Source organism: Nisaea acidiphila (genome assembly GCF_024662015.1).
Classification (GTDB): domain Bacteria; phylum Pseudomonadota; class Alphaproteobacteria; order Thalassobaculales; family Thalassobaculaceae; genus Nisaea; species Nisaea acidiphila.
On sequence record NZ_CP102480.1, the window covers coordinates 2,779,629 to 2,804,340 of the forward strand.

Below are 24,712 nucleotides of genomic sequence, written 5' to 3' on the forward strand. Positions count from 1 at the left end.
TGTTATCCGGCAGCCGGCTTCGGCGGCAAGGCGAGGCGAATGCTGAGTTCCTTCAGGTGCTCCGGCGAGGCTTCGCTCGGCGCGCCCATCATCAGATCCTCGGCCCGCTGGTTCATCGGGAACAGGATGACCTCGCGGATGTTCGGCTCGTTCGCGATCATCATGACGATCCGGTCGATGCCCGGCGCGATACCGCCGTGCGGCGGGGCGCCGTACTTGAAGGCGTTCAGCATGCCGCGGAACTTGTCTTCCAGAACCTCGGCATCGTAGCCGGCGATCCCGAAGGCCTTGTACATGACTTCCGGAAGATGGTTCCGGATCGCGCCCGAGCTGAGTTCCACGCCGTTGCAGACGATGTCGTACTGATAGGCGAGGATATCGAGCGGGTTCTCGTTCTCCAGCGCGTCCAGGCCGCCCTGCGGCATGGAGAATGGGTTGTGCGAGAAGTCGATCTTGCCGGTGGCCTCGTCCAGCTCGAACATCGGGTAGTCGACGATCCAGCAAAAGCGGAACGTGTCCTTCTCGATCAGGTCGAGATCCTCGCCGAGCTTCACGCGGGCGGCGCCAGCGAGCTTGGCGGCATCGCCTTCCTTGCCGGCCGAGAAGAAGATGGCGTCGCCATCTCCCATGCCGGTCTGTTCCTTGAGGGCGGCGATCTTCTCGGCCGGCAGGCGGTTCGCGATCGGGCCGCGGGCCTCGCCGTCGCCGAAGATGATGTAGCCCATGCCCGGCGCGCCTTCGCCCTGGGCCCAGCTGTTCATCCGGTCGCAGATCGCGCGGCTGCCGCATTTCGGCCCCGGCACGGCGCGGACCACGCCACCGCCGGCCACGACCTTGGCGAAGACCGCGAAGTCGCTGTCACGGAAGATCTCGGTGACGTCGGAAATTTCGAACGGGATGCGCAGGTCCGGCTTGTCGTTGCCGTATTTGAGCATCGACTCCTTGAACGGAATGCGCGGGAACGGGCCCGGCACCTTCCAGTCGGAGAATTCCTCGAACACGCCCGCCATCACCGGTTCGATCGCCTGGAAGACGTCTTCCTGCTCGACGAAGCTCATCTCGACATCGAGCTGGTAGAACTCGCCCGGCGAGCGGTCGGCGCGGCTGTCCTCGTCGCGGAAGCAGGGCGCGATCTGGAAGTACCGGTCGAAGCCGGACACCATGATCAGCTGCTTGAACTGCTGCGGCGCCTGCGGCAGGGCGTAGAACTTGCCCGGATGCTGGCGTGCCGGCACCAGGAAGTCGCGCGCGCCTTCCGGCGAGGAGGCGGTCAGAATCGGCGTCTGGAATTCGAAGAAGCCCTGCTCGATCATACGGCGGCGGATCGAGGAGATCACCTGGCTGCGCAGCATGATGTTGTTGTGGATGCGCTCGCGGCGGAGATCCAGGAAGCGGTAGCGCAGGCGGGTTTCCTCGCCGGCATCCTCATCCGCATTGACCTGCAGCGGCAGCACGTCGGCCGTGGACTGCACCTCGATCCCGTCGATGCGCAGCTCGATATGGCCGGTCGGCAGTTTTTCGTTGATCGTTTCGTCGGTCCGCTTCACGACGCGGCCGGTGATCGTCACCACGCTCTCGACACGCAGTTTCTCGACCGTCTTGAAGGTCTCGTCCTCGATGTCGACCACGCATTGCGTGATGCCGTAATGGTCGCGCAGATCGATGAAGACCAGCTGGCCGTGATCGCGCTGGCGGTGGATCCAGCCCGAGAGGCGGACGGTCTCGCCGACATGGTCTTCGCGAAGATCGTTACAGGTATGGCTGCGATAGCGATGCATGGGTGATCAATCTTTTACGGTAAGTCGCGCGCGGCATCTCCTAGCGCGCGAGACGGCGGCCCGCAAAGGAAAAATGACGGAAACCGCGTGCTTGCGGGTCAGATGACCTCGAATGTGACGCTACCGGAGTCGGAATAGCCGATCAGGTCGATCCGGGTGCCGCTGCTCAGATTGATCACCGTATCGCCGGAACTGTCGACCGATAGGCCTGTCACCGAAACGCCGCCGGCGAGCTGGATCGCATCCTCAGCCTCGTAGTTGTAGATGTAGTCCCAGCCCTCGTTCCTCGCGGCATATCTGAAGCGGTCGCTGCCGAGATTGCCGTAGAGATCGTCAAAGCCTGCACCGCCGGAAATCGTGTCCGAATCCTGGCCGCCGAAAATCGTGTCGGCGCCGCTATCACCGAGAATGATGTCGCCGCCGTGGTTGCCGTAGAGGATGTCGTTGCCGTCTCCACCGGAGATCGTATCAGCGCCCTGGCGGAACGCCAAAGGCGAGCCGCTCTCGGGCGCGTCATTCTGTCCTCCGAAGATGGTGTCGGCACCGCTGCCGCCGATGATGAGGTCGGTTTGCTTATTGCCATAGAGAATATCGTCTCCGGCACCGCCGGAAAGCGTGTCGCTGCCGTTGCCGCCGCTCAGAATATCGTCTGCGGAAGTGCCAAAGAGGCTGTCGGCGGCGTCGGTCCCGACCGCCACGGTTGTTGTGGTCGTTGAACTCGTGGTGCCGTAAAGCGATTGGATCACCTCGATATCGTATGCGGTGATGGTTGAGAGAGACGTATCGAGATAGGTCGACATGATCGAGGAGGTGTGATCGATATGGGCAAGACCAAGCCCGTGACCGGCTTCGTGGATCGCGGTCGTGAAGAAATACTGGGTGTCGGCCGGGTCCATCACGATCAAGACGTAGTCGACCCCCTGCTCCATTTTTCCGTCGCCGTCGAAATCGACGTAATAGGCCGTTCCCAGCACGCCGCCGCTGCCGTCCGAGTCCGGATCCCAGACGATCAACCAGTCCGCCGCTGCGGTACTGGTCTCGGCGAAGCCAATATCGGCGACCTCGGCCCAGCTGTTCATCGCCGTCTCGAACTCGGTCTGATAGAAGGAGCTGAAGCTCTCATATCCCTGACCGGAGCCGTCGAAGGAGTAATTGATGGTCTCGGTGTCCCAGACGATACCAAGCAGATCGGAGGACTGGACCGAGAGCCCGCCTTCGGCGGCGCGGATCTCGGCGTTGCTTTGGGCTACGCTGTTCTGGCAGAGGGGACAGCTGGAGTCCGCACAGCCTGCATGGTCGTGGCTGGCGACAAAATCGCCGTCGATGCCAATGCTGTGGCCACTGAGGCTGGTAAGCTGATAGGAACTCGCAAAAGCTGCCATTTAAGATCGTTTCCGCAGTCCAGAGACGACGCATAAGCGATTCAGGCACAAAGCAATCTTTGCACCAAATACCTTAACAAAAAATAATCTCGAGGCGCCGGGATGCGGGTGGCGGATATCACACGGCGACCCGGCTTCAGAATGCGGGCGTCGGCCGGATCACGCCGACCAGCCGCCCGGCCCAGTTGCGCACCTCCTGGGAGCAGGCCGCCTCGATGCGCGACTTCTGCACGGCGTCGATCACGCCGAGATGCACGAGGACCGCGAGCACCGCCGCCTGCGAGGCCCGTCCGGCGCCATCGTCGATCTTGATCGCGACGCCATATCCCTTGGCCGGGATCGATGCGGTGTAGTAGCCCTCGGCACCGCCCTTCAGCAGGCAGGTCTCGCCGGTTTCCGCGAGCACCACGGAATTGAAGCTGCCGGTGCCGGACAGCATCAGCGGATTGGCGGCGCAGGCTTTCGCGATCCGGCGGCAGGCCGCGGCCCGTTCGGCGCCGAGCTTGTCCGGCGCGGCGAAGCGGGCCATCGCATAGGCGATCCCGCGGAGCGGCGCGCCGAAGACCGGGATACCGCAGCCGTCGACGCCGCGCGCCGTCTGGCTTAGGTCCATCTCGCCCATTTCGCCGATCAGCTCGATCAGCCGGGTCTGCACCGGATGGTCGGCCCCGGTATAGCCTTTCGTCGGCTCGCCCAGATGGACTGCCGTCGTCAGCATGCCGGAATGCTTGCCGGAACAATTGTTATGCGCGCGGGTCGGCTCGGTCCCGGCCTTGATCAGCGCGTGGGCCGCGCTCTGGCTGTAGGGCAGTTGCGGGCCGCATTCGAGATCGTCGACCGACAGCCCGAGCCGGCCGAGCCAGGGGACCACCTTCTCGGTATGGATCGGCTCGCCCGCGTGGGAGGCGCAACAGAGCGCGATTTCCGCATCGGAGAGATTGAAGGCGTCCGCAGCGCCGCTCTCGATCACCGGCAGGGTCTGCAACGGCTTGATCGCGGAGCGCGGATAGGTCGGACGGTTAACGTCGCCGAGCGCGAGGACGTCCTTGCCGTCCGCGTTGACCACGGAAACGATCCCGCGATGCACGGATTCCACCATGTCGCCGCGGGTCACCTCGATCAGCAGCGGCGCGGCCTCCGCGTCGGCGATGTGCGCACGCACGATACGGTCGTCAGCGGCGAGGCTGTCGGGGCTCATGGGTCGTCTCCTGCTGGGTCATGGTTCTGTCCGGCTCTCGCGGCCGGTGAAGTGGCGATGCTGGCAACTTGCCTTGAGCCACAGGTTCGTGCAACACCGTCGCGATGCGAGGATATTTCGGAGTGGGCGTCGAGGGGATCAGCAAGTCCCGGAACGCCGGAGCGATCTACAGGACGGCGCATGCCTTCGGCGCCAGCTTTGCCTTCAGCGTCCAGGCGGCGATCTCGCTCAGGGAACTGAATCAGGTGGACACGTCCGGGACGGCGGATTCGTTGCCATTCTATCATTTCGACACGGTCGGGGAGATGCTGCTGCCGCGCGGCTGCGCGCTGGTGGGCGTCGAGATCACCGACGATGCGGTGATGCTGCCGAGCTTTCATCATCCGAAGAATGCTGCCTACGTGCTGGGCTCGGAACGCGGGGGGCTTTCGGAGGAGATGGTGGCGCGCTGCGATCACATCGTGAAGATTCCGACCAAGTTCTCGCTCAATGTCGGGCTCGCCGCCGCGCTGGTGATGTATGACCGGCAGACCTCGCTCGGCAATTTCGCGCGCCGCCCGGTCCGGCCCGGCGGTCCGACGGAGCCGCAACCGGAGAAGGTGCCGAGTTTCGGGCCGCCGCTCTGGGTGCGCAAGAAGCGCAAGCGCGATGCGGCCGCCGAGGATGCCGCGAACGACTAGCCCCGCGTCATCCGGTCGAAGAATCGGACCAGAGGATTGGAGAAGCGGAGCGGCCCGCCGGTGATCGCGACGCAGATGCAGCCCCGCTCCGGGTCGGCGAGCGGGGAGTGATGGTCCTCCTCGCCGTTCACCGCGAGATCGCCCCGACCGTAGTGGCCGGTCTCGTCGCTGAAGGCCCCGTCCAGAACCAGGGTGAGTTCGCTGCCCTCGTGACTGTGGTCCGGTACGGCGCGTCCGGGTTTGATGCGGATCAGCGACATCTCGAAACGGTCGTCACCGACCGGAACCCGGTATTCCTCGATGCCCGGACCGCGCTTGCGCCAGGCGAGCCGGGAAAGCGGTGCGCCGAGATAGCCGCGCAGCGGCTGCGGGACGACGGATGCCGTCTCGCCGTCGGCGATCCCGGATGCCTCCGCCTCCGTATCCACATCGTCGTTCGCGGAGATCCGCGAGAGCACGGCATCGAACGCGGTCGCCGAAAGCGGCGCCGGCTCGATCTCCTCCAGCAGGTGACCGCCGATCTGTTCGATCTCGCGCACCGTCCGGCGCAGTTCCGGGCGCAGGGCGAGCTGCGTTGCGACCAGCACCGAAATCGCTTCGGGCAGGGCGCCGCTCGCATAGCCGAGGAGAAGGTCCCCGACCGCGTCGTCTCGTTCCATTGAGGTTGCCTCAGCCATCGTCACTCGAAGTCCCTCATCTCGTGCCTCAGCCGGCTCAGGGCGAGGCGGATCCTTGATTTGACCGTTCCCAGAGGCAGACCGCTTTCCTCGGCGATCTGGCTGTGGGACAGGTCCTCGTAAAATGCCCGGCGGACCAGTTCCGCCTGTTCGTCCGGCAGCGCCCGCATCGCCGCCGCGACCCGGGCGCCGGCTTGCGCGGTTTGCAGCGATCGGTCCGGGGCCGGTTCCTCCGACGGCACCAGTCCCGGATCGTTCGGATCAAGCTCCGGGCGCTTCTCCCGGCGTAGCCGGTCGATCCGCTTGTTCCGGGCGATCGTGAAGATCCAGGTGCTGGCCCCGGCCTGGCGGCGGTCGAAACTCTCCGCCTTGCGCCAGACCATCACCATCGCTTCCTGCGCCACGTCCTCCGCCGCCGCCGGATCCGCGCCCAGCCGCATCAGGTAGGATTTCAGGCGCGGCGCGAAATGCTCGAACAGGAGGCGGAACGCCTCCCTGTCGCGCCTTTCTGCGATCGCCTCGATCAGATCCTCATGCGTCATCGTCAAGCGGCAGCCGGTTTTCTCGCGTGGTATCCGCACCGGTTCTACTGTTTCGTCGGCCCGCGACTCAAGGGCGCGCTCCAACTCGATTGTGCAGGTTTGCTCGAGCATAACGGAGATGTTACGGCTGGGCGGTGGGGACGGATCAATCGGCAACGGAAAAAATTAGGCCGAAATTCTTCTTACTCCCGCCACATTCTTTGCATTGAATCTTTGCCGCTCAGATGGCATCCAAATCCTCAGACGTGAAAACCGGAATGGCTGGCTCAGGACCCATGACGCATTTCCGCTCGTTCTGGCTCGGGGCTGTACTCGCGCTCGGCATCGCCGGCGTGGCGCAGGCCCAGGAGCCGCAGACTATCGGCCGAAACAATGACTGGATTGCCTACACCTACAAGAGCGGTGGCAAGACGGTCTGCTACATGGCCAGCACGCCGCTGAAGGCGGAGGGCAATTATTCCAAGCGCGGGCACATCTACGCGCTGGTGACGCACCATCCCGACGCGGAAAGCCGCGGCGAGTTCAGCATCGTGACGGGCTATACCTACAAGACGGACAGCGAGGTCGATGTCGAGATCGGTTCGCGGACCTACAAGCTTTTCACCGACAAGGACCGGGCCTGGGCGCCGGACGGCAAGACCGACGGCTCCATCGTCTCAGCGATGATCAAGGGGTCGAAAATGGTGGTGAAGGGCGTCTCCTCTCGCGGTACGCGGACCACGGATACCTATTCCCTGCGCGGCTTTACCGCGACCAAGAAACTGATCGACAAGACCTGCAGGAAATAGCCTCGGCCGGCCGGTGCGGGCGAGCCACGTGGGAGCGGCATGGCTGCTCTCTGCCGATTCGGCTTGCCTTGAGGGGCGTCTGGACTCATTTTAGCGCCCATGTCGACAGTAGCAGCCACAGTCACCGAAGCGCCGGTCCAGCCCGCGCTTAAAGATCTGGTCGGTCTCGACCGCGAGCAGCTCGCCGAAGAGCTGAAGATGCTTGGGCTGCCGAAATTCCGCGCCGGTCAGATCTGGCACTGGATCTATCATCGCGGCGTCACCGATTTCGCCGCGATGACGACGCTGGCCAAGCCGCTGCGTGCCCAGCTCGCCGAGCATTACAAGATCGGCCGCCCGGAGATCACCCGCGAGCAGTGGAGCGAGGACGGCACCGCCAAGTGGCTGCTGAAGTTCGACGACGGCAACGAGGCCGAAGCGGTCTTCATCCCCGATGACGACCGGGGCACGCTCTGCATCTCCAGCCAGGTCGGCTGCACGCTCACCTGTTCCTTCTGCCATACCGGCACCCAGCGCCTGGTCCGCAACCTGACCGCCGGCGAGATGGTGGCGCAGATCCTGGTCGCGCTCGACAGGCTGGAGGGCTTCCCGACGGCGCAGGAGGACCGGCGCCTGACCAACATCGTGCTGATGGGCATGGGCGAGCCGCTCTATAATTTCGACAATGTGAAACGCGCGATGATGATCGCCATGGACGGCGAGGGGCTCGGCCTCTCCAAGCGCCGCATCACGCTCTCGACCTCCGGCATCGTCCCCGAGATGGAGCGCTGCGGCGAGGAGATCGGCGTGAACCTTGCCGTGTCCCTGCATGCGGTCAACGACGAGCTGCGCAACACGCTGGTCCCGATCAACAAGAAATACCCGATCAAGGATCTCATCGAGGCCTGCAAGACCTATCCCGGCGTCAACAACGCGCGCCGCATCACCTTCGAATACGTGATGCTGAAGGGCGTGAACGACAGCCTCGAGGATGCCCGCGCGCTGGTGAAGCTGATCGAGGACATTCCGGCCAAGATAAACCTGATCCCGTTCAATCCGTGGCCCGGCGTCGCGTACGAATGCTCCGACGATGAGACCATCGAGAAATTCGCCCAGGTGGTCCTGAACGCCGGCTACGCCTCCCCGGTCCGCACCCCGCGCGGACGGGACATCCTGGCAGCCTGCGGCCAGCTCAAGTCGGCGAGCGAGCGGCTGCGGAAGAAAGACCGCATCGCGGCAATTGCGGCTGCGAGTGCGGGGTAATCCCAGGCGCGTTCTCTCCAAGTGACAATGGATCTCTAAAACGCCGTAATCACAACAGGTTGCGGCGTTTTTGGTGCAGAAATTCTCGCCTGGCCCTGCTTTTCTGTTCAGCGCGTGGGAAAGCTTGGCGAGCAGCTTTCGACGCTCTGCGAAACACGGTCGGCGGAGTTGTATCGGATCATGTTCGAGCTTCGGAGCGAGGCCGTCGCGCCCGCGGAAATCCCTGAGACACTTACCCTGCGCGATTGCCCGAACTGGGGCTATCTCCTGCAGGAATTCGAGACGCTTTACCGTTTCGGCTCAAACGGGGGCAGCAAGGCGATCCGCTCGCACCGGCGGCGGGTGCGGGATACGCTCTCGGCGATCATCGACTCGAATCCGGAGGTGATCACCCGGGTGCCGGACCAGAAGCCGGTGACGGCCCATCTGCCGCGCGCCTTCGATCTCGGCGCGCGCAATGTCCTCGGCGGCATGAGCCGCGCTTTGGAGCGGGTCTCGGACCGCCTCACCTGGGAATACGGCTACGACAAGGTGCCGAAGGCGCTGGCGCGGAAATACGGCTTCTGCCACATCCTGGGGCCGCAGGGACCGGTGAAGTCCGAGCGGCTGATCCTCGGCTTCGTGCTCTTCGCGCCGAACACGACCTATCCGCAGCACAGCCACAAGGATATCGAGGAAAGCTACATCTCGGTCGCCGGCGCCTGGTCGGAGAACGAGCAGGCGGTCTACGCGCCGGGCTCTCTGATCCTGAACAAGCCGGGGCAGGAGCATAGGATCACCACCGGGCAGGTCGATCCCTGTCTGCTCGCCTGGGCCTGGATCGGGCCGGGCGAACGGCTGGCGGCGCCGGAGATGAAGTTCTCGAAAAGCCGCAAGCGGGTCGAGCACGGGATCTAGCGATCCGCGCTGCCGGACCCGAACAGGGCGAGGAACTCTTTCAGCGCGTTTTTGCGGCTGCGGATCGCCCAGGCCGGACGCCAGGCGAGGCGGGCGATGAGATCGGCGCGCTGGGGGCTGTCGGCACATTCGAGCCGGTGGAGCAGCTCCTGTTTCTCCACGTCCTTCAGATGCGGGCTCCTACGCATGGCCGGCGGATCTCCCCGATAAGTACGCGTTCAGGCCGGTTTCAGATAACCGATATGGGCGAAGCCGTCGACATGGCCGTCGCCGAACATGTCGATCGGCGCCCAGCCCTCGGACAGCGCGCCGGCATAGACCAGCGTGCCGTTCGGCATGGTGCCGACCACCTCGCTGTCCTTGTCCGGCAGGCCGCGGAGCCTGAGATGAGGATTGGCGGTGACGACATGCGGATCGCCCGCGGGTTCGGGCGCCGGCATCGGCGCGAAATCCTCGAGGCCGTTCGCGATCACCGTGATCCAGTGCAGCCGCGGATCGGCGATGATACCGTCGCCGTCCAGCCTGAATTTCCGCCGGGTCACGGCGTCCGAGACATTGCCGCCGATGACCGTCACGGCGCCGTCCTCCACGCCGGTCACGATGTCGCCGTGACTGCTGAACCAGTCCGGCAGCGCGTCGTAATCGACCGGCAGGTCGCCCCGGGAGTAGGTGAGGATATCGCCCGGTGCCGGCGCCCGGTCCGTGGGCCTGTGGCCGATAAACGGCGCGGCGCCTCCGTCCTTCGCGGCGCGGACGGCTTTGTGGATATAGGTCGCGTGCCCGGCCGTGCGCGGGAAGGCCTCGCCGGCGCCGGCCCGCTGCATGCAGAAACAGACGAAGGCGGCCGACCAGGGCCAGTCCCGGTGATGCCCGGTCAGATCGTCCCGCCCGGCGCCGATCCGCCAGTAGGTCCCGATCCGGCTGGCATAGGGCTCGACATTCTCCCGCCCGCCGGCCTGGATCACACGGCCGTCCAGATCCCGCTCGGTCCGGCCCATCAGGGCCCATTCCCGTTCGGCGACGGCGACGAGGGCGGATGCGAAGGTCATGGCGCGGCTCCGTTTGTGAGGACGTCTGACGTCAGAGAGGCATCAGGGACAAGTGGTCTCGCGCTCCTTGGCGACATCGACCTCTTTGACGCACCCGGGCGGTAGGCTCGTGATTCCTGTCGAGTTCTGCCATTTTGCAAATTCGGCATCCGGATCTTCGATCCCAGAATCTGCGATTATCTCTTCGAGCCTTTTGAGCTTCCAGTGAACGTCACATCGCAGGTTTTCAAGATCTGCCTTCACGGCTCTCGGTGTGCACGTAGTGGCGACGCCGAATGACGTTTCGTCTATCAGGTCGCTGTATCCGTTCTTGAGGTTCGTGTAGCCTGCAAGACTTGAGATCAGGAAATATGTCTCAAGTTCCTCCCCTGCGAATTTGGAGGATTTCATTCTCGACAGGCTGTCTTCGAAGGCATCGCGGCCGGACCATACGAGACTTTCGATAGCATCGTACCGTGAGATTTTCTCAGGGATGGTCTTTGGAGTTTCGGCATTGATCAAGGCTGCAGCCTGATCATTAGCCACGAGTCCCGGCAATGCCAGCAGGAACAGGTTGTCTCTAGGGTCCGGGCTGTTGCTCAGAGCCTCCGTCCGAATTTGCTCGACAGCATCATAATTTTTGAGCCGCCATAGGGCGATTGCCTTCAAAGTCAGTGTGTTGGCGTAAAGCTTGTTCGCTTTGAGTGCCGCGACTTCATCGCCGTCAAGTGAGTCGATGCCTACAACCAGCTCATGATATTTCTGGAGGATCAAGCGCTGTTCGAGGGGGCCGAACGGTTCAGGGTCGGCATAACGGCGCGTGTTTTCTTCCTTTGCGATTTCAGTAAGGACGGTTTGGAAATCTCGCTGGGTCTTGACCGCGCCACAGGCACTCATGAAGCTCGCGAGCGCTAGTGGAATGAGACATCGCGCAATTGCGCTGTGGAATGTCTGGTGGCTGCCGTACGTTCTTACGTCCATTATACCTTCCTCTCTTGCCTATCAGCTTTGGCTGCCGATTGCCGTCCGGAGATCTTTGACGAAGATCTCCAGAGAGAACGGTTCGCCATTGGCGATTTTGCCGACCTGCTGGTCGAGGGATTGCTTGAACTTGCTGATCACAGTGTCGTCGAGACCGGTATCAGCTATTGCATCCAGGCTGAGGTCGATCAGTCCTTCGAGCACGGTGCGCCGGAGCAGGACTGTTGATTCTCTTGATACAGACCCGGTTCCTATGGCGGCTTCCAAAATGTAATCGAGTATTACCGCGAGCCGTTGTCTGCCATCGCTGAATGTCTCAAGGAACTCGGCGCGGCGAGCTGCTGCCAGGACGGAGACCTTGAGAATGCTCTTCAGTGTCTCCGGAGCGATCCGCGCATCGTCACGTTCTTCGAGCACGGTGAGCACGGAAGACAGCATCTCTTGCAGCGTCCCGTCGATCTGCCCTGCTTTGCTGATGACCCACCCTGGATTCTCGATAATTTCGTCCAAGAGTGTTTCGACGATCTCGGTGATGCCGTCCGCACCTAGTCTCGGCCGCCATTCCCCTCCATCGCTGGCAGCGATCAGGGTCAGGGCTTGTTTGGCGGCAGTCAGAAGAAGATGCTTCTTCGGGTCGTGCGCGGTATCCGGCCAGAACAGGGACAGGTTTTCTCCGCTCCTTAGAAGCACGACCTGCATGATTCTCGATGTCAATCCCGGCGTCTTCAGGTCTTCGAAACCATGGACATCCTGTGCGATTTGCCGCACGAGCTTGCTTAAGGCGGTATTGCCGCCCGCGATGAGATTCGGATGCTCGGAGATCGTTTCGAGCGCTGCGGCGGCGATGGCTTCGATACCTGCGGGACCGAATGCTGCGCCCGTTCGACCGAGCTCAGTGTCTAGTACGAGTTCAAGGACTGTCTCGCCGACATTCGAGACCAGTGCGCCTGCTCCCTTGTCACCTATCCCGAGGAACTTGTCCGGGGCCGACAGTACGGTCTCTCCCGCCGTCGAAAGCACGGTTCGAAAGACCTCTTCGGCCCATTTTCGGACTTGGGTTTCGCGCACGATATTCGGGCCTGACGCTGACCGCTCTTGCTTTATTAGTGCGGTAACTTTTTCCGACAGGCCTGCTGCGGTGACTTTGATGACGTCCTGATACGCGGAGGAGTCGGAAATGAACTCCGGGTTCTCCGAAATGGTATCCAGAACAGCGGTCATCAGCCGTCCCGGAAGGTCTCCTAGTTCGGCCTCTGCGAAATCTACGTCGTCAAAACCTGTTAGGAAGGCGAGAAGGGCCTTCTCTTCCTCCGTATTCATCTCCTCAAGGCCGGGGCCCGAAGTGTAGTAGTCGATGCCGATCTCGATGAAGGTTCCGGCGAAGCGCTGAACAGCGCTCGGATAGCTTTCCTTGTCTCTTTTCCATTGGCGAACTGTGACTAGGGAAGAGAGAGATTGGGAATCAAAATAGGAACCGTCTTTCAATGGTTTGTATTCTTTCCGGCCCTCTGTCTGAAGAAGGCGTTCATCATTGAAAGCGAGAAGAATTTCCTCCTTATCCACATCCGTCAGCGGTGGAGCTGACGTGTCCGTAGTTCGAAGAAGACTTTTTGCGACGATCTCCCGGACTCGGGAATCGACGTCGACGCCCCTATCAATCTTGATACTGAAATGCGTCACAGCCGACGCGACGTCTGTCCTGAGCTTGAAATCCGGCAGCGGAAGTGTGAGCGCACGGTTGCGCGTATTGTCGATATAGGCGGCGCGGGCCTGCTGGCCGAGCTTTATGGCGCTGCGGATGCCGAATAGCACGACTTGTGCGGAGGCGGATGAGATCATCGGATGGGATCCTTCGGTTATCTCTGCTCAGCGTGTCTCCCGGTTCGGGCGATCACTGCCAGCCGGGTGCCTTCGCCGTTTCCGCGGCCTGCTGCGCGCCTTTCTTCTGGCTGGTTTCGGCGACCTTCTGGGTGACCTTCGAGCCGAGATAGCTGCCGCTGCTGATGCCGATCAGATAGAGCACGTTCTCGGAGACGCCGGGCAGGGCGAGCGCTCCGAAGAAGGCCGACGCGCTCGCCGCGTCGATCTGGTTCTTGGCCTTCAGGACCTCCGCGAACTCGGAGGCGAAGGCGATGTATTGCACGACCAGCAGGAAGTAGGACGGCACGATCGCGAAGGTGAAGAGCATGAACTGGAAGCGCGAGAGACTCGCCTTGCCGTCCTCGCTGATCAGGCCCTTGAGATCGATGTTCCCTTTCCACAGCTTCGCAAGAAGGATAAAGCCGAGCGCTATGAAGCCGACGGTGATCGCGACGGTGGTGATCCCGAGCGACAGTTCGAGCCATCCGGCAAAATTCGAGGGCATTGCAGGCTCTCCAAAGGTTAGGCAGACGGAGTCCGCACGGAAATGCGGCGCATCGTCTGGACGAGTTTCGGGAGGAGATAGGCGGCGTTGCTGCCGCCGATCAGGAAGACGAGAGTTTCCGGAATATCGAGCTCCAGGCTCGCCGGGTCGACGCCGGATGCGAGACTGAGGTCGAGTACCTCGCCGACTGTCGAGAACAGCAGGATCGGCGCTGCGACGGCGCTGGCAAGGAAGGATTGCAGGAGGGTAGCGGCCTCGCCGGGCGATCCGGACGCGAAAGACGCGGCATAGAGGAAATCGCGGGCGAGTTTCCAGGCGACGATGCCGAAGAGGAGCACGAGTTGCAGGCCGAGCGCCCATGTAAGGGCGCTCAAAACGATCGGCAATGTCATCCCGGCTGACACGCTCTCGCCCTCCCCCTGAAGCTAAGCGTGATTAAGGCGTGGCACAATTAAAGCAATACGTGTTCTTCGGGGGAAAATAACCCCCGTCCGCAGAGACTTTGTTTTTGATCTTTTGAAAGAGGCAGTCTCTCGCGAGCCTGCCCGGGTGGATTATTCCGCCGCCATCCGCCGCCGCTTGAGAGCGCCCGGATTACGGTCGTCCGCCGTTCCCCAGCCGAGCGAGAGGTCGAGGATGGCGTGGATCAGGGCACTGTGCGCGATCTCGACGAAACCGTACTCGTCGCCGGCGACATGGAAGTTGAGATCTCCGGAGAGCCGTAGCGGGTTGTCGGCGTCGAAGCCGGAGAAGGTTATGACCGTGCAGTTCTTTTCCCGTGCCTTATCAACGGCCGCGAGGATGTTCGGCGATGAGCCGCTACTGCTGATCGCGACCAGCACGTCTCCTTCCTGCGCATAATAGCCGACCTGATCTGCGAACAGCGCTTCCGGCCCGATATCGTTGGCGAGTGCGGTCAGCATCGCCCCGTCATTCAGGGCGAGCGCGCGGATGCCGCCGTTCTTGGAGAAGTCGAGGGCGTAGTGGGAGGCCATGGACGCACTGGCGCCGTTGCCGATGAAGATCAGCTTATTGCCGGCCTGGTGCGCCGCGTGGCCGCGTTGCAGGAAATCCTCGATCCCGGCGGCAATCGTTATTGGCCGTCCGGCGCGGTCCGAAACACCCGCCTCGCGCGTCAGCCGCGCAAGGGTCTCGAAATAGGTCGCCGTGCGTTCCGCGAGGCTGGCCATCGGTCCGGATCCCGTCCGTAATTCAATCCGTCAGACTGTCTTCTAACATATCTCGGTCCGAACCGCCTTCCTCTTCGCCGTCCGGCTTTCCCGCGGTGACCACGCGGAAGCCGAGTTCGTCTTCCGGCGGGAGCGTCGTCATGGCCGAGAGCACACCTTCGCGGCGGGCGTCGAGCAGCAACCGGCCGAGGGGCTGAAAATGGCTGCCGCCACCTTCCCCGTCGGGCGAGTCGATCAGCACCCTGACCGAGCGCGGCGCGCGGAACCTGCTGCGCTCCAGCATGCGTTCTACGGAGGCCGCGGAATGCGGCAGGTCGAGGCCGCGCAGATCCAGTTCGTATTCCGCTTCCCGATTTTCGCCGAAAAGCGGTTTCAGTTCTCCGTGATCGGCCATGGGGCCGCTTCCTTCCGGTTGGAACAAACCTCTGTCAGATCATTTGGGACATGACGGCGATCATCGCAAGCATCCATTTCCGGCGTTCGAAATCGCTCCGGATTCGGTTGAAAACACCTTCTGTGTTCATTATTTCTGCTCTGAAGCATTTTTTGACCTTCGGCTCGTTGGGAGTGAGACATGGAATTGGATCGCAGACATCTGACAGCCGCCGAGGCGGAGGCCGCACAAATCGACGTCGGCCTGCGCAACTACATGCTCGGCGTCTACAACCACATGACGATCGGCCTCGCGCTGACCGGCTTCTTCGCGCTCGGGACCAAGATCCTTGCGATGAGTTCGCCGGCATTCGCGCAGCTGATTTTCGCCTCACCGCTGAAATGGGTGATCATGCTGGCGCCGCTCGGCATGGTGTTCTTCCTCGCGGCCCGCATCCAGTCGATGCAGGCCGCAACCGCACGGACGACCTTCTTTGTCTATGCCGGCGTGATGGGCGTCAGTATGGCCAGCATTTTCTTCGTCTTCACGGGCGAGAGCATCGTGCGCGTGTTTTTCATCACCGCCGCCGCTTTCGCCGGTCTCAGCCTCTTCGGCTATACGACGAAGCGCAGCCTCTCCGGCATGGGCTCGTTCCTGTTCATGGGCCTGATCGGCATCCTGATCGCCAGTGTCGTGAACATCTTCATGGCCTCGACCATGCTGCAGTTCATGATCTCGGCCGGTGGTGTGCTGGTCTTTGCCGGGCTGACCGCCTACGACACCCAGAACATCAAGAACATGTATCTGGAGTCCGACGGGCACGAGGTTGCTACAAAGAAGTCGGTCATGGGCGCGCTTCAGCTCTATCTCGATTTCATCATGATGTTCCAGTACCTCCTTATGCTCTTCGGCAATCGCGAATAACCTGTAGCAGATACGAAATGGAAGGGGCCGCCCGGGATGCCGGAGCGGCCCTTTTCCTTGTTTGCGGCAATTCACCGAAATGCCGTTAACCGCTCCTAAAGATTAATTTATATATAAAGCCGTGACGTCCGGTCGGCCGGGCGAAAGCGCATAGGTTGAGTTAAAGGCGCGCAGGCGATGGCGGTTCAGACACTTTACGAGGTCCACACTCTCAAGGGCGGCAACTGGGCGGTCGATTCGACCTATCCGGACCGTGACGGCGCGATCGAGGTCGCGAAGTCCCTGCATGGCGAGAAGCAGTTCCAGGCCGTTAAGGTGGTCAAGGACACCTACGACCCGGCCACCGGTCAGGGTAAGGAAATCGTCGTCTTCGACACCACTTCGAAGGTGAACCGGGACAAGCCCGCTCCGGCCGCGGCGCCGCAGGCGGCCGCTCCGACACCGCCGGGCGCGGCCGCCGTGTTGAACCCGTCCCCGGCGCAGAAGCGCTCGCAGAAAGGCAAGAACACCAAGAGCGACTACGCCATGGCGATCAAGGTCTCGGCGCTCCTGGTGCTTATCCTCGCCGGCGGTCTCGGCGCGATCTTCCTGCTGCATAACGCGGGCGGGTTCTTCCAGAAAATGTTCTGATCAGGGCCAGCGGCGATTGATCCGTTGCATGCCGATCGCGGTGAAATGCTCGTCGAAATCGGTCGGCGGTCCCGCGATCTCGTGGATCAGTCTGACCAGTCCGTAGCGCGTCACCGGGATTTCCATGCCGTCTTCGGTCCATTCCGGGGGCAGCGGCAGCAGACAGCGGTTGCGGCCGACATTGACGATGATGTCCCGAAACGCCAGCCGACCTTCCCAGTAGCAGTCGAGGAGATGCGTGCGGGCATTCTCCGCCGCATAGGGGTTGGGTGCGGGCACGTGGTAGTTTGCCGTTTCCACCATGCCGTATCCGAGCGTGATGCGGATGTCCTTCTTGTAGGTCAGGTGCAGTTTGTGCTGGTCGGCCGCAAGGCCGGTTTCCTCGCCCTTGGCGTTGGTGCGCGTTACGAAGCGGTGACGGAATGTCGGGCGCAGGATCGGGCCCCAGTCGGCGATTTCGCTACCGGAGATCCGTTTCACGAGGTCCTGCAGGTTCATGCGTGCTTATCCATCGAGGCGGGCATCGGAGGGATCGCGGAGGGGCCATTCCGGAATTTCCCGGCCGGTCGCCTCCTTCAGCACGGTGCGGGCATTGTCGAGGATCATGCGGGCGCGGGTAACCAGGCGCTCCGAGCCGAGGATCGCGTCGGCAATCTCGGGCTGCGAGACCAGCAGCAGGACTTCGTCCAGGCACTCCGAAAGATCCGCGGAGGCGGCGATGATCTGAGCGTTGCCCTGGCGTTCCGTCGCCTCTCCCGTCCAGCTGACAGTGCCGATCTGGCTCGGGGCCGCACCGCGCGCATAAGACCAGATCTCGCCGCTCTGGTTCATCCGCCATGGGCCGGGTGTGTATTTCGGCATCTCGGTCTCCCTCGCGTCTGTCGCCGCCAGCTTACCCCCGCTTCCGGCCGGAGAGAATCCCGGAGGCACCCAGGACCACGAGTGTCGCGCGCCGGGATTCTCAAGACGGCGAAGCTTTGCTATGATTCTACAAGATATTGTAGTTCCGTTGAGGACGATTATGAAATCTCTCTATATCTGCGCCCTTCTTCTGCCGGTGCTGACGCTCGGCGGCTGCGGTCTGGGCGACCTCTTCGGAAGCGGGACGGAGGACATGCGTGTCCGTGGTCTGGTCCGCGACGAGCTTGACCGGGTCGAGATGGAGCGTGGCCAGCGGAGGCGGGAATATATCGATGAACGGATCGCGAAGGAGGTCGCGGCGCAGGATACGGGCGCGGCGCGGCTGACCGCTCTTGAGTCGAGGCTAGGCGAATTGCAGACGGATCTCAGTATCGTGTCGCGCAAGGTCGAGAAGCGCATCGAGCTCGGTGAGGAGAGCGCTCCGACCGCCGGGCGGAGCGCAGCCGTTGGGAGAGGGGGAGCCGTCGATAAGGAAGAGCTCGACGCGCTCCGGGGCGATGTCGATGCGGCGCTCCGGGCCGTAAGCAAACTCGGCGCAGACCTCGAAAGCCGCGACGCGCAGGGCAACGCCCGGTTCGAGCGTCTGGAACTGCGGACCAGCCAGCTGGACTGGCCGCGGGACTCCGGCGCCCAGGGCCTCCATCTTGCTTCTTACCGCACCCATGACGCGGCGCTTGCCGGCTGGGAAGTGATGCGCACGCAGTTCCCGGAACTGCTGGCGGATCAGGAACCCGTTCTGGTGGAGGTTCCGACGGTTGCAGGACTCTTCGTTCGATTGATGGTCGGCCCGGGTGCGTCGAGAGATTGGCTGCTGCGTGCACGTAACGAGATCCGCGAAAGCGGCGAATACGCGATGATCATGCCGATGCCCGGAAGCAGGGTGCCGCCAGCAAAAATCATGGAAATCCCGAAGGCGCCGAAGAAACTCGTCCCCGGCTCGTGACGCCGTTTCGGAATGCTTTCTTTTGGGAAGTGGTGCCGCAGAAGGGACTCGAACCCCCGACCCCATCATTACGAATGACGTGCTCTACCAACTGAGCTACTGCGGCATTCCCTGCGCGGGAACGGCTACTTAAGACGTCCCGGCCCTCGGCGCAAGGGAAAATCGGACAGCTATTGCCTCGGACCTGCCCTCCGGAGAGCGCGACTCAGTTGTGATATCGGTTGGCGATCCGCCTTTCTGTCTCGGCAAGGGCATTCAGGCCCGGCAGGATTTCGGATTCCAGGAATTCGAGCCGCCGCTGGTGCGATCCGCCGCGGGTGCTGAAGCGCTCGGTCCAAAGATTGAACTTCACCACCAGGCCGCATAGCACTGAGCCTGTTGAGGCGTGCTGATCGGTGATTTGCGAGCGCAGCCGGTGGAAGGAGTCCGCCGTCGGGTTTTCCCAGAACTCGTCCGAGCTCTGATCGAAATAGGTGAAACGCTGCCGCACTGATTCGACAATCTCCTGAAGCGCCTGAAGTCCCTTTGCAACCCGGATTTGCAGCGCCGGATTGTCTCGCGCCATGGGGGAACGGAGAAATTCCTGGGTCCAGGGGCGGAAGGTCCGGATCCGTTTTTCCGATTCCGTGAGGCAACTGCGGAAATAAGAGAACCCGAGAAAGGTGTCGCCGTAATTCTCGAGGAAGCGGGGAATCTCGTTCACCGTGGTTTCGAGATCGGCCGCCAGGCGTTCAAGCTCTTTCAGGACCGTTTCCCGGTCCGGGTTGCGCAGGTACTCGACGAGATTGCCGTAGCTGCCCAACTGAGCGCTGTCCTTGGCGAACAGCCGCCTGATGATCGGCCTTGTATAATGCTTCATGAACTGAGTCAGTTCCCGGTATTTCTCCGGAGAAAGCTTTAGCGCATCGAAATGCTCGAAACCGATATCGAGCTCCCGGAGCGCCACCCGCAGCGTATAGACATCGTAGCTGCCGACCGCCGCCAGGCGCTTCAGCATCGCAACGTCGCTGAGCAGCTCCGGGTCGCTCGAATTGAAATGGTTCGGCAGGGAGTCTGGCTGCACCTGGCCGCTTCCGGATTCGCCGTCCCTGAAAAGTTCGACCACGCCGTTGAGTTGCGCGTTCTTGATCAGCGAATGACGTTTGAGGGCCTGAGTCTTGAGGGGCAGCAATCCAAGAGGCAGCCGGTGAAGGCTGTCCATTTCGGCGGTATCTATCGCCAGGCTGGCGGGACCGGTCTCGGCGGCGCCGACCTGCAAGGGGGACATTTCCATGTACCGGGCTTCGCAAGATTGGGGCCGAGGGCGAGACCTGTCGTGACTCCATAGACTTACCGCGTATTTCTCAACCTGTGCGTCAGTAGGAATCGGGGGGAATTAGACCGAAATTGGCGGAATCTGCCTAGCAAGAGGCAATAGATTCCCCCCCGAAAGCGATCCGGCATACTGGCAGACGTTGTGCCCGGTAAGACGCACGGCTCAATTCCCTGACCAGTTCGCCGACCTCAAGAGGGCTGTCTGCCTGCCCCTCGGGGAGAGGCTGCGCGCCTGACGGCAAAGGCCAGATTCCAATCAGGAGATCGTTCGCCAAATTTTCGGTAAGGGAGAGCGGAAGGGTCATGCTGAAGCAGCGTTTGAGGGTACCGGACCGGCTCTCTATTCCGACGAATTGTGCGCCCGGTTTCCGGCTTTCCGCGACGGACCGCATCAGCCGAAAGATATTCGCGCGCCCCGCTATCGACATCCGCTTCTGCCGTGCGGCGTGGCCCCGGCGAAAGTCTCCGGCAAGCGCTCCGGCCTGTTCGCCTACCAGTTCGCATCGGAACTCGTCGGGAAGCGTTCGAAGCAAGGCGAGATGAGGCAGCAGAGGCGCGCCGAGCGCGAGGGGGCTTAGCGCCTGTCGAGGCTTACCCTCCGGTAGTGCCAACCATACATCGTAGAGTCGGCAAACCAGTTCCTTGTTCACCAGCAATTGTGAGCATTCTGACGTCACAGTTTGCCTCCAGAACTCTGGATTGTATTTTTGTACAATATCATTGAAATGCAATTTATTTGAGTCTCGAAATTGCGCCGCGTCCTACAACCATGCGCCGCCAGCCGGGGCGCGAAGGCGGTCGCGAAATGTGTCGGAATGCTGGTTTGTCTTGTTAACGGCGCTGTTATATTCTCACCCAGCGTAAGTGGTCCCGACAGAACGGAGCGTTGTCAGGGAATGGCTGAAGCCAACATGGAATCGAGGGTTGCCGCCCTGTGTCTCGAAAAGGGACTGAAAATGACGGAGCCGCGGCGCGTCATCGCGCGCGTCCTGTCCGAGGCGGAAGACCATCCGGACGTCGAGTCGCTGCATGAGCGTGTGCGGGAGATCGACCGGTCGATCTCGATCGCAACGGTCTACCGGACAATGAAGCTGTTCGAAGAGGCGAATATCGTCACCAAGCGCGATTTCGGCGATGGCCGTGCGCGCTACGAGGAAATAAACGGTGAGGAAGACCATCACCATCACATGATCGATGTGACGACCGGAAACGTGATCGAGTTCTATAACGAGGAACTTGAGGCGCTGAAGGAATTCATCGCTCGCGAACTCGGCTTCGAACTGGTGGACCACCATCTGGAGCTGTTCGGCGTTCCGCTGAAGAAAGCGGAAGCCAAGACGACCGCTCCGAAATACAAGCCCAAGGCGAAGACCAAGATCATCAGCGGCAAGCCGCCGGCCTGATCCGGTTTTCGCTCTACCGCAACCGGTATTGGCCGGATGATCAGATACCCGAGCGGTCGATCAGATGCAGGAAGGACCCGAACACGGGTCCACTGCACCCGCCGACTTCCCCGAGTGCGCTACCGGCTGCGTCTGTAATTCCGAAGAGCGCCGTTCCGGGGACGCTTCCCGACATCGCCGCATAGTGGAATTCGTGCCCGCGCAATTTTGTGCCGGCGGGGCCGAACGGGGTACCGATCAAGGTCTCGATATCCCGGTAGCCCAGATGACGCTTCGGCACGGCGAAGCTGGTTGCGTGGGGCAGCAGGCCGAGCATGGGGTGATCGGCTCCGTCTGCATCGGTCAGATTCCTCCCGAGAACCATATATCCGCCGCATTCGCCGTAGACCGCTTTTCCGCTCTCCGCGAGATTTCGCATGCCGGCGATGAAGCCGGAAGCGGCCGAGAGCCGACCGGCATGAAGTTCCGGATAACCTCCGGGCAGATAGACGGCATCCGCGTCCCGGGCGGGAGATTCGTCGGAGAGCGGAGAGAAGAAGGAGAGCTCCGCTCCCGCCGACCGCCAGCCGTCGAGGATGTGCGGATAGGAAAAGGCGAAGGCCGCGTCGCGCGCGACGGCGATGCGCTGGCCGAGGGGCGGGAGCGGCGGTGTGGACCAGGCCCCGGTTAAATCGGTACCCGGTAGCGCTGCGGCGATGATCGCTTCCAGATCGAGATCCGCTTCCATCCGGTCCGCCGCCTGTTCAAGGAAAGCCTCCAGGTCGGGGTGCTCGCCCGCCTGGACCAGTCCGAGATGACGGCTCGGCCGCTCGATGGCGCCGTCTCTCGCGACTGCGCCCAGGACCGGGTGATGGCTATCCAGAAGGGCGCGGCGGAGCATTTCCTCATGCCGGTCGCTGCCGACCTTGTTGAGGATGACCCCGGCGAGCCGGACCTCCGGATCGTGGGCCGCGAAACCGGCGACGAGGGCGGCGACGGACTGGGCTTGCCGTCCGACATCGACGACCAGCAGGACCGGCCAGCCGGTGCGCCGCGCGATGCTGGCGGTGGAGCCGTCGCCATAGGGATCGTGCTCCTCGCCGAGATTGGCGCCGTCGAACAGGCCCATCACGCCCTCGACGACCAGAAGATCCGCGCCCGGTCCCCGCGTCGCGGCGAGGGTCTCCGGACGCATGGCCCAGCTATCGAGATTGGGGCAGGGACGGCCTGTCGCGGCGGCATGAAATGCTGGATCGATATAATCCGGTCCGACCTTGGCGCTCGCGATATCCACGCCGCGGCGGCGGAGCGCGCGGAGCAGGCCGAGGGTGATCGTGGTCTTGCCGCTACCCGATGCCGGCGCCGCGACGATCAGGCCGCGCGGAGCGCTCATCCGGTCTGTTCGCTGTCGTCCCGCCCGAGGCTGAGCGGGTCCGGTTCGAGGACCTTACCACTCGCCGCGCCGAGCCAGTCGAGCCCGGAGCGGAGGCGGACGATTTCGCCGATGGCGACGATGGCGGGCGGCTTCACATTGTGGCGCTCGATATCGGTCGCGGCATTGCCGAGGCTGGTCTCCAGCACGCTCATTTCCGGCAGGGAAGCGTTGGTCACCACGGCGACCGGCTCACTCGCCGGACGTCCGGCGGCGATCAGTTTCTCCGAAATCGCACCGATATGCTTGATCGCCATGTAGAGCACCAGCGCCGGGCTGCCCTTGGCGACCGCGTCCCAGTCGACGCCGGTGACGTTTCCGGTCGCGTCATGTCCGGTGATCATCGTGATGGCATGGTTGGTATCCCGATGGGTCAGCGGAATACCGGCGAAGGCGAGGCCGCCGATCCCGGCGGTGATGCCGGGGCAGATGCGGAACGGCACCCCGGCCTGCACGAGGGTCAGGGCCTCCTCGCCGCCGCGTCCGAAGACGAAGGGGTCGCCCCCTTTCAGCCGCAGCACCCGCTTGCCCTGGCGGGCGAGCTGGATCAGGCGGAGCGATATGTCGGCCTGTTTCGGCGAGGGCTTCCCGCCGCGCTTGCCGGCATATTCCCGCGGCGTCTCTTCCGGTGCGAGGGCGAGGATATCGTCGCCGACCAGCGCGTCATAGACGATGATGTCCGCCGCCTGCAGTGCCGCGTGCGCCTGCAGCGTCAGCAGTCCCGCATGGCCGGGGCCGGCGCCTACCAGCCAGACGGAACCGGGCGCGAAATCGGCGGCGAAATCAGTCATGGTGCTCATGGTTCCAAACCTACTCCCGCGCAATCCCCAATGCCAGTGCGGTATCGCTTTCATACTGATGCGGAACGCTTTGGTCTCTCTGCCATATCCGCGCCTTCTTGCCGCGTGAATTCGACATGGATGGCGGGCGCCGGACGGTCTAAGACAGTGCCATGGCTAGGAAACCGGACGGACCCTTGAGGCGCGGCTGGACTACGGGCGCCTGCGCGACGGCGGCGACGAAGGCGGCCTATACCGCGCTGCTGACCGGCCGCTTCCCGGACCCGGTTTCGATCGCCCTGCCAAAGGGCGAGCAGCCGGTTTTCCCGCTTTCCCGGGAATCGCTTTCCGACGGCGCCGCGACGGCCGCCATCGTGAAAGATGCGGGCGATGATCCGGACGTCACCCACCTGGCCACTATCTTCGTCACCGTCCGCCCCGCCGCTCCCGGCAGCGGTGTCGCGTTCAAAGCCGGCCCGGGGGTCGGCACCGTGACCAAGGCCGGCCTGCCGATCCCGCCGGGCGAGCCCGCGATCAATCCGGTGCCGCGCGAGTTGATGCGCGAGGTCGTCGAGGAGGTGGCGGCGGCGCATGGCGGGGCGGGCGATGTCGAGATCGAGATTTCCGTGCCCGGCGGCGAGGAGCTGGCAAAGAAAACCTGGAACCCGCGTCTCGGGATTGTCGGAGGGCTTTCGATCCTCGGCACCACCGGCGTGGTGGTTCCCTTTTCCTGTTCCGCCTGGATCCATTCCATCCATCGCGGCATCGACGTCGCGCGCGCCGAGGATTTCCCGCTGATCGCCGCCTGCACCGGTTCGACCTCGGAGGCGGCTGTGGCGAAGCGGCATGGATTGCCGGAAACCGCCTTTATCGATATGGGCGATTTCGCGGGCGGGATGCTGAAATATCTCCGCCGCTATCCGGTGCCGAAACTGATCATCGGCGGCGGCTTCGCCAAGCTGGCGAAGCTGGCCGAGGGACATATGGATCTGCATTCCGGCCGTAGCCAGATCGACATGGACTGGCTTGCCGCCCAGCTCGGCGAGGTCGGGGGGGCGGCTGCGCAGGTGCTGGCGGCGCGGGAGGCGAATACGGGTCTCGAGGTGCTGAACATCGCGAAGGCGGCCGGCCTGCCGCTCGGCGCCCGGATCGCCATGCTCGCGCGTGCGGAGGCGCTTGCGATGCTGAATGGCGAGAGGACCGAGATCGTTGTCGAGGTGTTCGACCGCGAGGGCGCTCTCGTCGGCAGCGCGGGTGAGGTCTGAG

General features: G+C 62.8%; 27 protein-coding genes and 1 tRNA gene. 9 read left to right on the forward strand and 19 right to left on the reverse strand.

Going from position 1 to position 24,712, the window contains the following annotated elements:
- Positions 1-2: 2 nt before the first annotated feature.
- From aspS to NUH88_RS12945, 3 genes are all read right to left on the reverse strand, one after another.
- A complete protein-coding gene (gene aspS, locus NUH88_RS12935) occupies positions 3-1,778 on the reverse strand; it encodes an aspartate--tRNA ligase (RefSeq protein ID WP_257766827.1) in 1,776 nt (591 codons plus the stop codon).
- Positions 1,779-1,876: 98 nt separating this feature from the next.
- Positions 1,877-3,160 (reverse strand): matrixin family metalloprotease, encoded by a 1,284-nt coding sequence (locus NUH88_RS12940; RefSeq protein WP_257766828.1) that lies wholly within the window; start codon positions 3,158-3,160, stop codon positions 1,877-1,879.
- 136 nt (positions 3,161-3,296) lie between these two features.
- Entirely contained in the window at positions 3,297-4,358 is a 1,062-nt protein-coding gene (locus NUH88_RS12945) for an asparaginase (protein ID WP_257766829.1), read from the reverse strand.
- A 122-nt stretch (positions 4,359-4,480) separates the two neighbouring features.
- Here NUH88_RS12945 and NUH88_RS12950 point away from each other — a divergent pair, with 122 nt between their 5' ends.
- Positions 4,481-5,038 (forward strand): RNA methyltransferase, encoded by a 558-nt coding sequence (locus NUH88_RS12950; RefSeq protein ID WP_308220060.1) that lies wholly within the window; start codon positions 4,481-4,483, stop codon positions 5,036-5,038.
- Here NUH88_RS12950 and NUH88_RS12955 read toward each other — a convergent pair.
- Positions 5,035-5,697, reverse strand: coding sequence for a ChrR family anti-sigma-E factor (locus NUH88_RS12955; protein WP_257766831.1), 663 nt, complete (start codon positions 5,695-5,697; stop codon positions 5,035-5,037). The two genes, NUH88_RS12950 and NUH88_RS12955, sit on opposite strands and share 4 nt — an antisense overlap.
- A gap of 20 nt (positions 5,698-5,717) precedes the next feature.
- Entirely contained in the window at positions 5,718-6,257 is a 540-nt protein-coding gene (locus NUH88_RS12960) for a sigma-70 family RNA polymerase sigma factor (RefSeq protein ID WP_257772205.1), read from the reverse strand.
- A gap of 257 nt (positions 6,258-6,514) precedes the next feature.
- Between NUH88_RS12960 and NUH88_RS12965 the strand changes: the two genes are divergently transcribed.
- The 3 genes from NUH88_RS12965 (at position 6,515) to NUH88_RS12975 (ending at position 9,184) form a co-directional block, all read left to right on the forward strand.
- The gene (locus NUH88_RS12965) at positions 6,515-7,045 is read left to right on the forward strand and encodes an invasion associated locus B family protein (RefSeq protein ID WP_257766832.1); all 531 of its coding nucleotides are present in this window, start codon (positions 6,515-6,517) and stop codon (positions 7,043-7,045) included.
- A 99-nt stretch (positions 7,046-7,144) separates the two neighbouring features.
- Positions 7,145-8,287, forward strand: a complete 1,143-nt coding sequence (gene rlmN / locus NUH88_RS12970) for a dual-specificity RNA methyltransferase RlmN (protein WP_257766833.1) — start codon at positions 7,145-7,147, stop codon at positions 8,285-8,287.
- A 180-nt stretch (positions 8,288-8,467) separates the two neighbouring features.
- A complete protein-coding gene (locus NUH88_RS12975; protein WP_257766834.1) occupies positions 8,468-9,184 on the forward strand; it encodes a dimethylsulfonioproprionate lyase family protein in 717 nt (238 codons plus the stop codon).
- Here NUH88_RS12975 and NUH88_RS12980 read toward each other — a convergent pair.
- The 8 genes from NUH88_RS12980 to NUH88_RS13015 all read right to left on the reverse strand — a co-directional run bounded on the left by NUH88_RS12980 (position 9,181) and on the right by NUH88_RS13015 (position 15,142).
- Positions 9,181-9,372, reverse strand: coding sequence for a hypothetical protein (locus NUH88_RS12980; RefSeq protein ID WP_257766835.1), 192 nt, complete (start codon positions 9,370-9,372; stop codon positions 9,181-9,183). The genes NUH88_RS12975 and NUH88_RS12980 overlap by 4 nt on opposite strands.
- Positions 9,373-9,402: 30 nt before the next feature.
- On the reverse strand, positions 9,403-10,233 hold the full coding sequence (locus tag NUH88_RS12985) for a DUF2272 domain-containing protein (protein ID WP_257766836.1): 831 nt from the start codon (positions 10,231-10,233) through the stop codon (positions 9,403-9,405).
- Between the two features lie 42 nt (positions 10,234-10,275).
- A complete protein-coding gene (locus NUH88_RS12990; RefSeq protein ID WP_257766837.1) occupies positions 10,276-11,193 on the reverse strand; it encodes a hypothetical protein in 918 nt (305 codons plus the stop codon).
- A 21-nt stretch (positions 11,194-11,214) separates the two neighbouring features.
- Positions 11,215-13,032: a hypothetical protein gene (locus NUH88_RS12995; RefSeq protein ID WP_257766838.1), complete on the reverse strand. Its 1,818-nt coding sequence runs from the start codon at positions 13,030-13,032 to the stop codon at positions 11,215-11,217.
- A 52-nt stretch (positions 13,033-13,084) separates the two neighbouring features.
- Complete coding sequence (locus NUH88_RS13000; RefSeq protein WP_257766839.1) at positions 13,085-13,558, reverse strand: hypothetical protein; 474 nt, start codon at positions 13,556-13,558, stop codon at positions 13,085-13,087.
- A gap of 17 nt (positions 13,559-13,575) precedes the next feature.
- Positions 13,576-13,962, reverse strand: a complete 387-nt coding sequence (locus tag NUH88_RS13005) for a hypothetical protein (protein WP_257766840.1) — start codon at positions 13,960-13,962, stop codon at positions 13,576-13,578.
- Positions 13,963-14,112: 150 nt separating this feature from the next.
- Complete coding sequence (locus NUH88_RS13010) at positions 14,113-14,748, reverse strand: SIS domain-containing protein (RefSeq protein ID WP_257766841.1); 636 nt, start codon at positions 14,746-14,748, stop codon at positions 14,113-14,115.
- Between the two features lie 22 nt (positions 14,749-14,770).
- Positions 14,771-15,142 (reverse strand): hypothetical protein, encoded by a 372-nt coding sequence (locus NUH88_RS13015; protein WP_257766842.1) that lies wholly within the window; start codon positions 15,140-15,142, stop codon positions 14,771-14,773.
- Positions 15,143-15,322: 180 nt separating this feature from the next.
- Between NUH88_RS13015 and NUH88_RS13020 the strand changes: the two genes are divergently transcribed.
- Together NUH88_RS13020 and NUH88_RS13025 are read left to right on the forward strand one after the other, a co-directional pair.
- Positions 15,323-16,045 carry a Bax inhibitor-1/YccA family protein gene (locus NUH88_RS13020; RefSeq protein ID WP_257766843.1) on the forward strand — a complete coding sequence of 241 codons (723 nt, stop codon included), beginning with the start codon at positions 15,323-15,325 and terminating at the stop codon, positions 16,043-16,045.
- Positions 16,046-16,222: 177 nt separating this feature from the next.
- Positions 16,223-16,675 carry a hypothetical protein gene (locus tag NUH88_RS13025; protein WP_257766844.1) on the forward strand — a complete coding sequence of 151 codons (453 nt, stop codon included), beginning with the start codon at positions 16,223-16,225 and terminating at the stop codon, positions 16,673-16,675.
- Here NUH88_RS13025 and NUH88_RS13030 read toward each other — a convergent pair whose 3' ends face one another.
- Positions 16,676-17,173, reverse strand: a complete 498-nt coding sequence (locus NUH88_RS13030) for a hypothetical protein (RefSeq protein ID WP_257766845.1) — start codon at positions 17,171-17,173, stop codon at positions 16,676-16,678. It lies immediately after the preceding gene.
- Between the two features lie 6 nt (positions 17,174-17,179).
- The gene (locus NUH88_RS13035) at positions 17,180-17,536 is read right to left on the reverse strand and encodes an XkdD/Y8K6 family phage-associated protein (RefSeq protein WP_257766846.1); all 357 of its coding nucleotides are present in this window, start codon (positions 17,534-17,536) and stop codon (positions 17,180-17,182) included.
- A 160-nt stretch (positions 17,537-17,696) separates the two neighbouring features.
- Here NUH88_RS13035 and NUH88_RS13040 point away from each other — a divergent pair, with 160 nt between their 5' ends.
- A complete protein-coding gene (locus NUH88_RS13040; protein WP_257766847.1) occupies positions 17,697-18,539 on the forward strand; it encodes a hypothetical protein in 843 nt (280 codons plus the stop codon).
- A gap of 30 nt (positions 18,540-18,569) precedes the next feature.
- Here NUH88_RS13040 and NUH88_RS13045 read toward each other — a convergent pair.
- Positions 18,570-18,645, reverse strand: a tRNA-Thr gene (locus NUH88_RS13045).
- Positions 18,646-18,744: 99 nt separating this feature from the next.
- A complete protein-coding gene (locus tag NUH88_RS13050) occupies positions 18,745-19,812 on the reverse strand; it encodes a hypothetical protein (protein WP_257766848.1) in 1,068 nt (355 codons plus the stop codon).
- Positions 19,813-20,764: 952 nt separating this feature from the next.
- Here NUH88_RS13050 and NUH88_RS13055 point away from each other — a divergent pair.
- Positions 20,765-21,256: a Fur family transcriptional regulator gene (locus tag NUH88_RS13055; RefSeq protein WP_257772206.1), complete on the forward strand. Its 492-nt coding sequence runs from the start codon at positions 20,765-20,767 to the stop codon at positions 21,254-21,256.
- Between the two features lie 40 nt (positions 21,257-21,296).
- On the opposite strand, the gene NUH88_RS13060 is transcribed toward NUH88_RS13055, so the two are convergent.
- Positions 21,297-22,628, reverse strand: coding sequence for a cobyrinic acid a,c-diamide synthase CobB (locus NUH88_RS13060; protein ID WP_257766849.1), 1,332 nt, complete (start codon positions 22,626-22,628; stop codon positions 21,297-21,299).
- Positions 22,625-23,467 (reverse strand): uroporphyrinogen-III C-methyltransferase, encoded by an 843-nt coding sequence (cobA, locus tag NUH88_RS13065; protein ID WP_257766850.1) that lies wholly within the window; start codon positions 23,465-23,467, stop codon positions 22,625-22,627. The genes NUH88_RS13060 and cobA overlap by 4 nt, the downstream gene beginning before the upstream one ends.
- Positions 23,468-23,619: 152 nt before the next feature.
- On the opposite strand from cobA, the gene NUH88_RS13070 reads away from it, so the two are divergent.
- Entirely contained in the window at positions 23,620-24,711 is a 1,092-nt protein-coding gene (locus NUH88_RS13070; protein WP_257766851.1) for a cobalt-precorrin-5B (C(1))-methyltransferase, read from the forward strand.
- Position 24,712 lies beyond the last annotated feature (1 nt).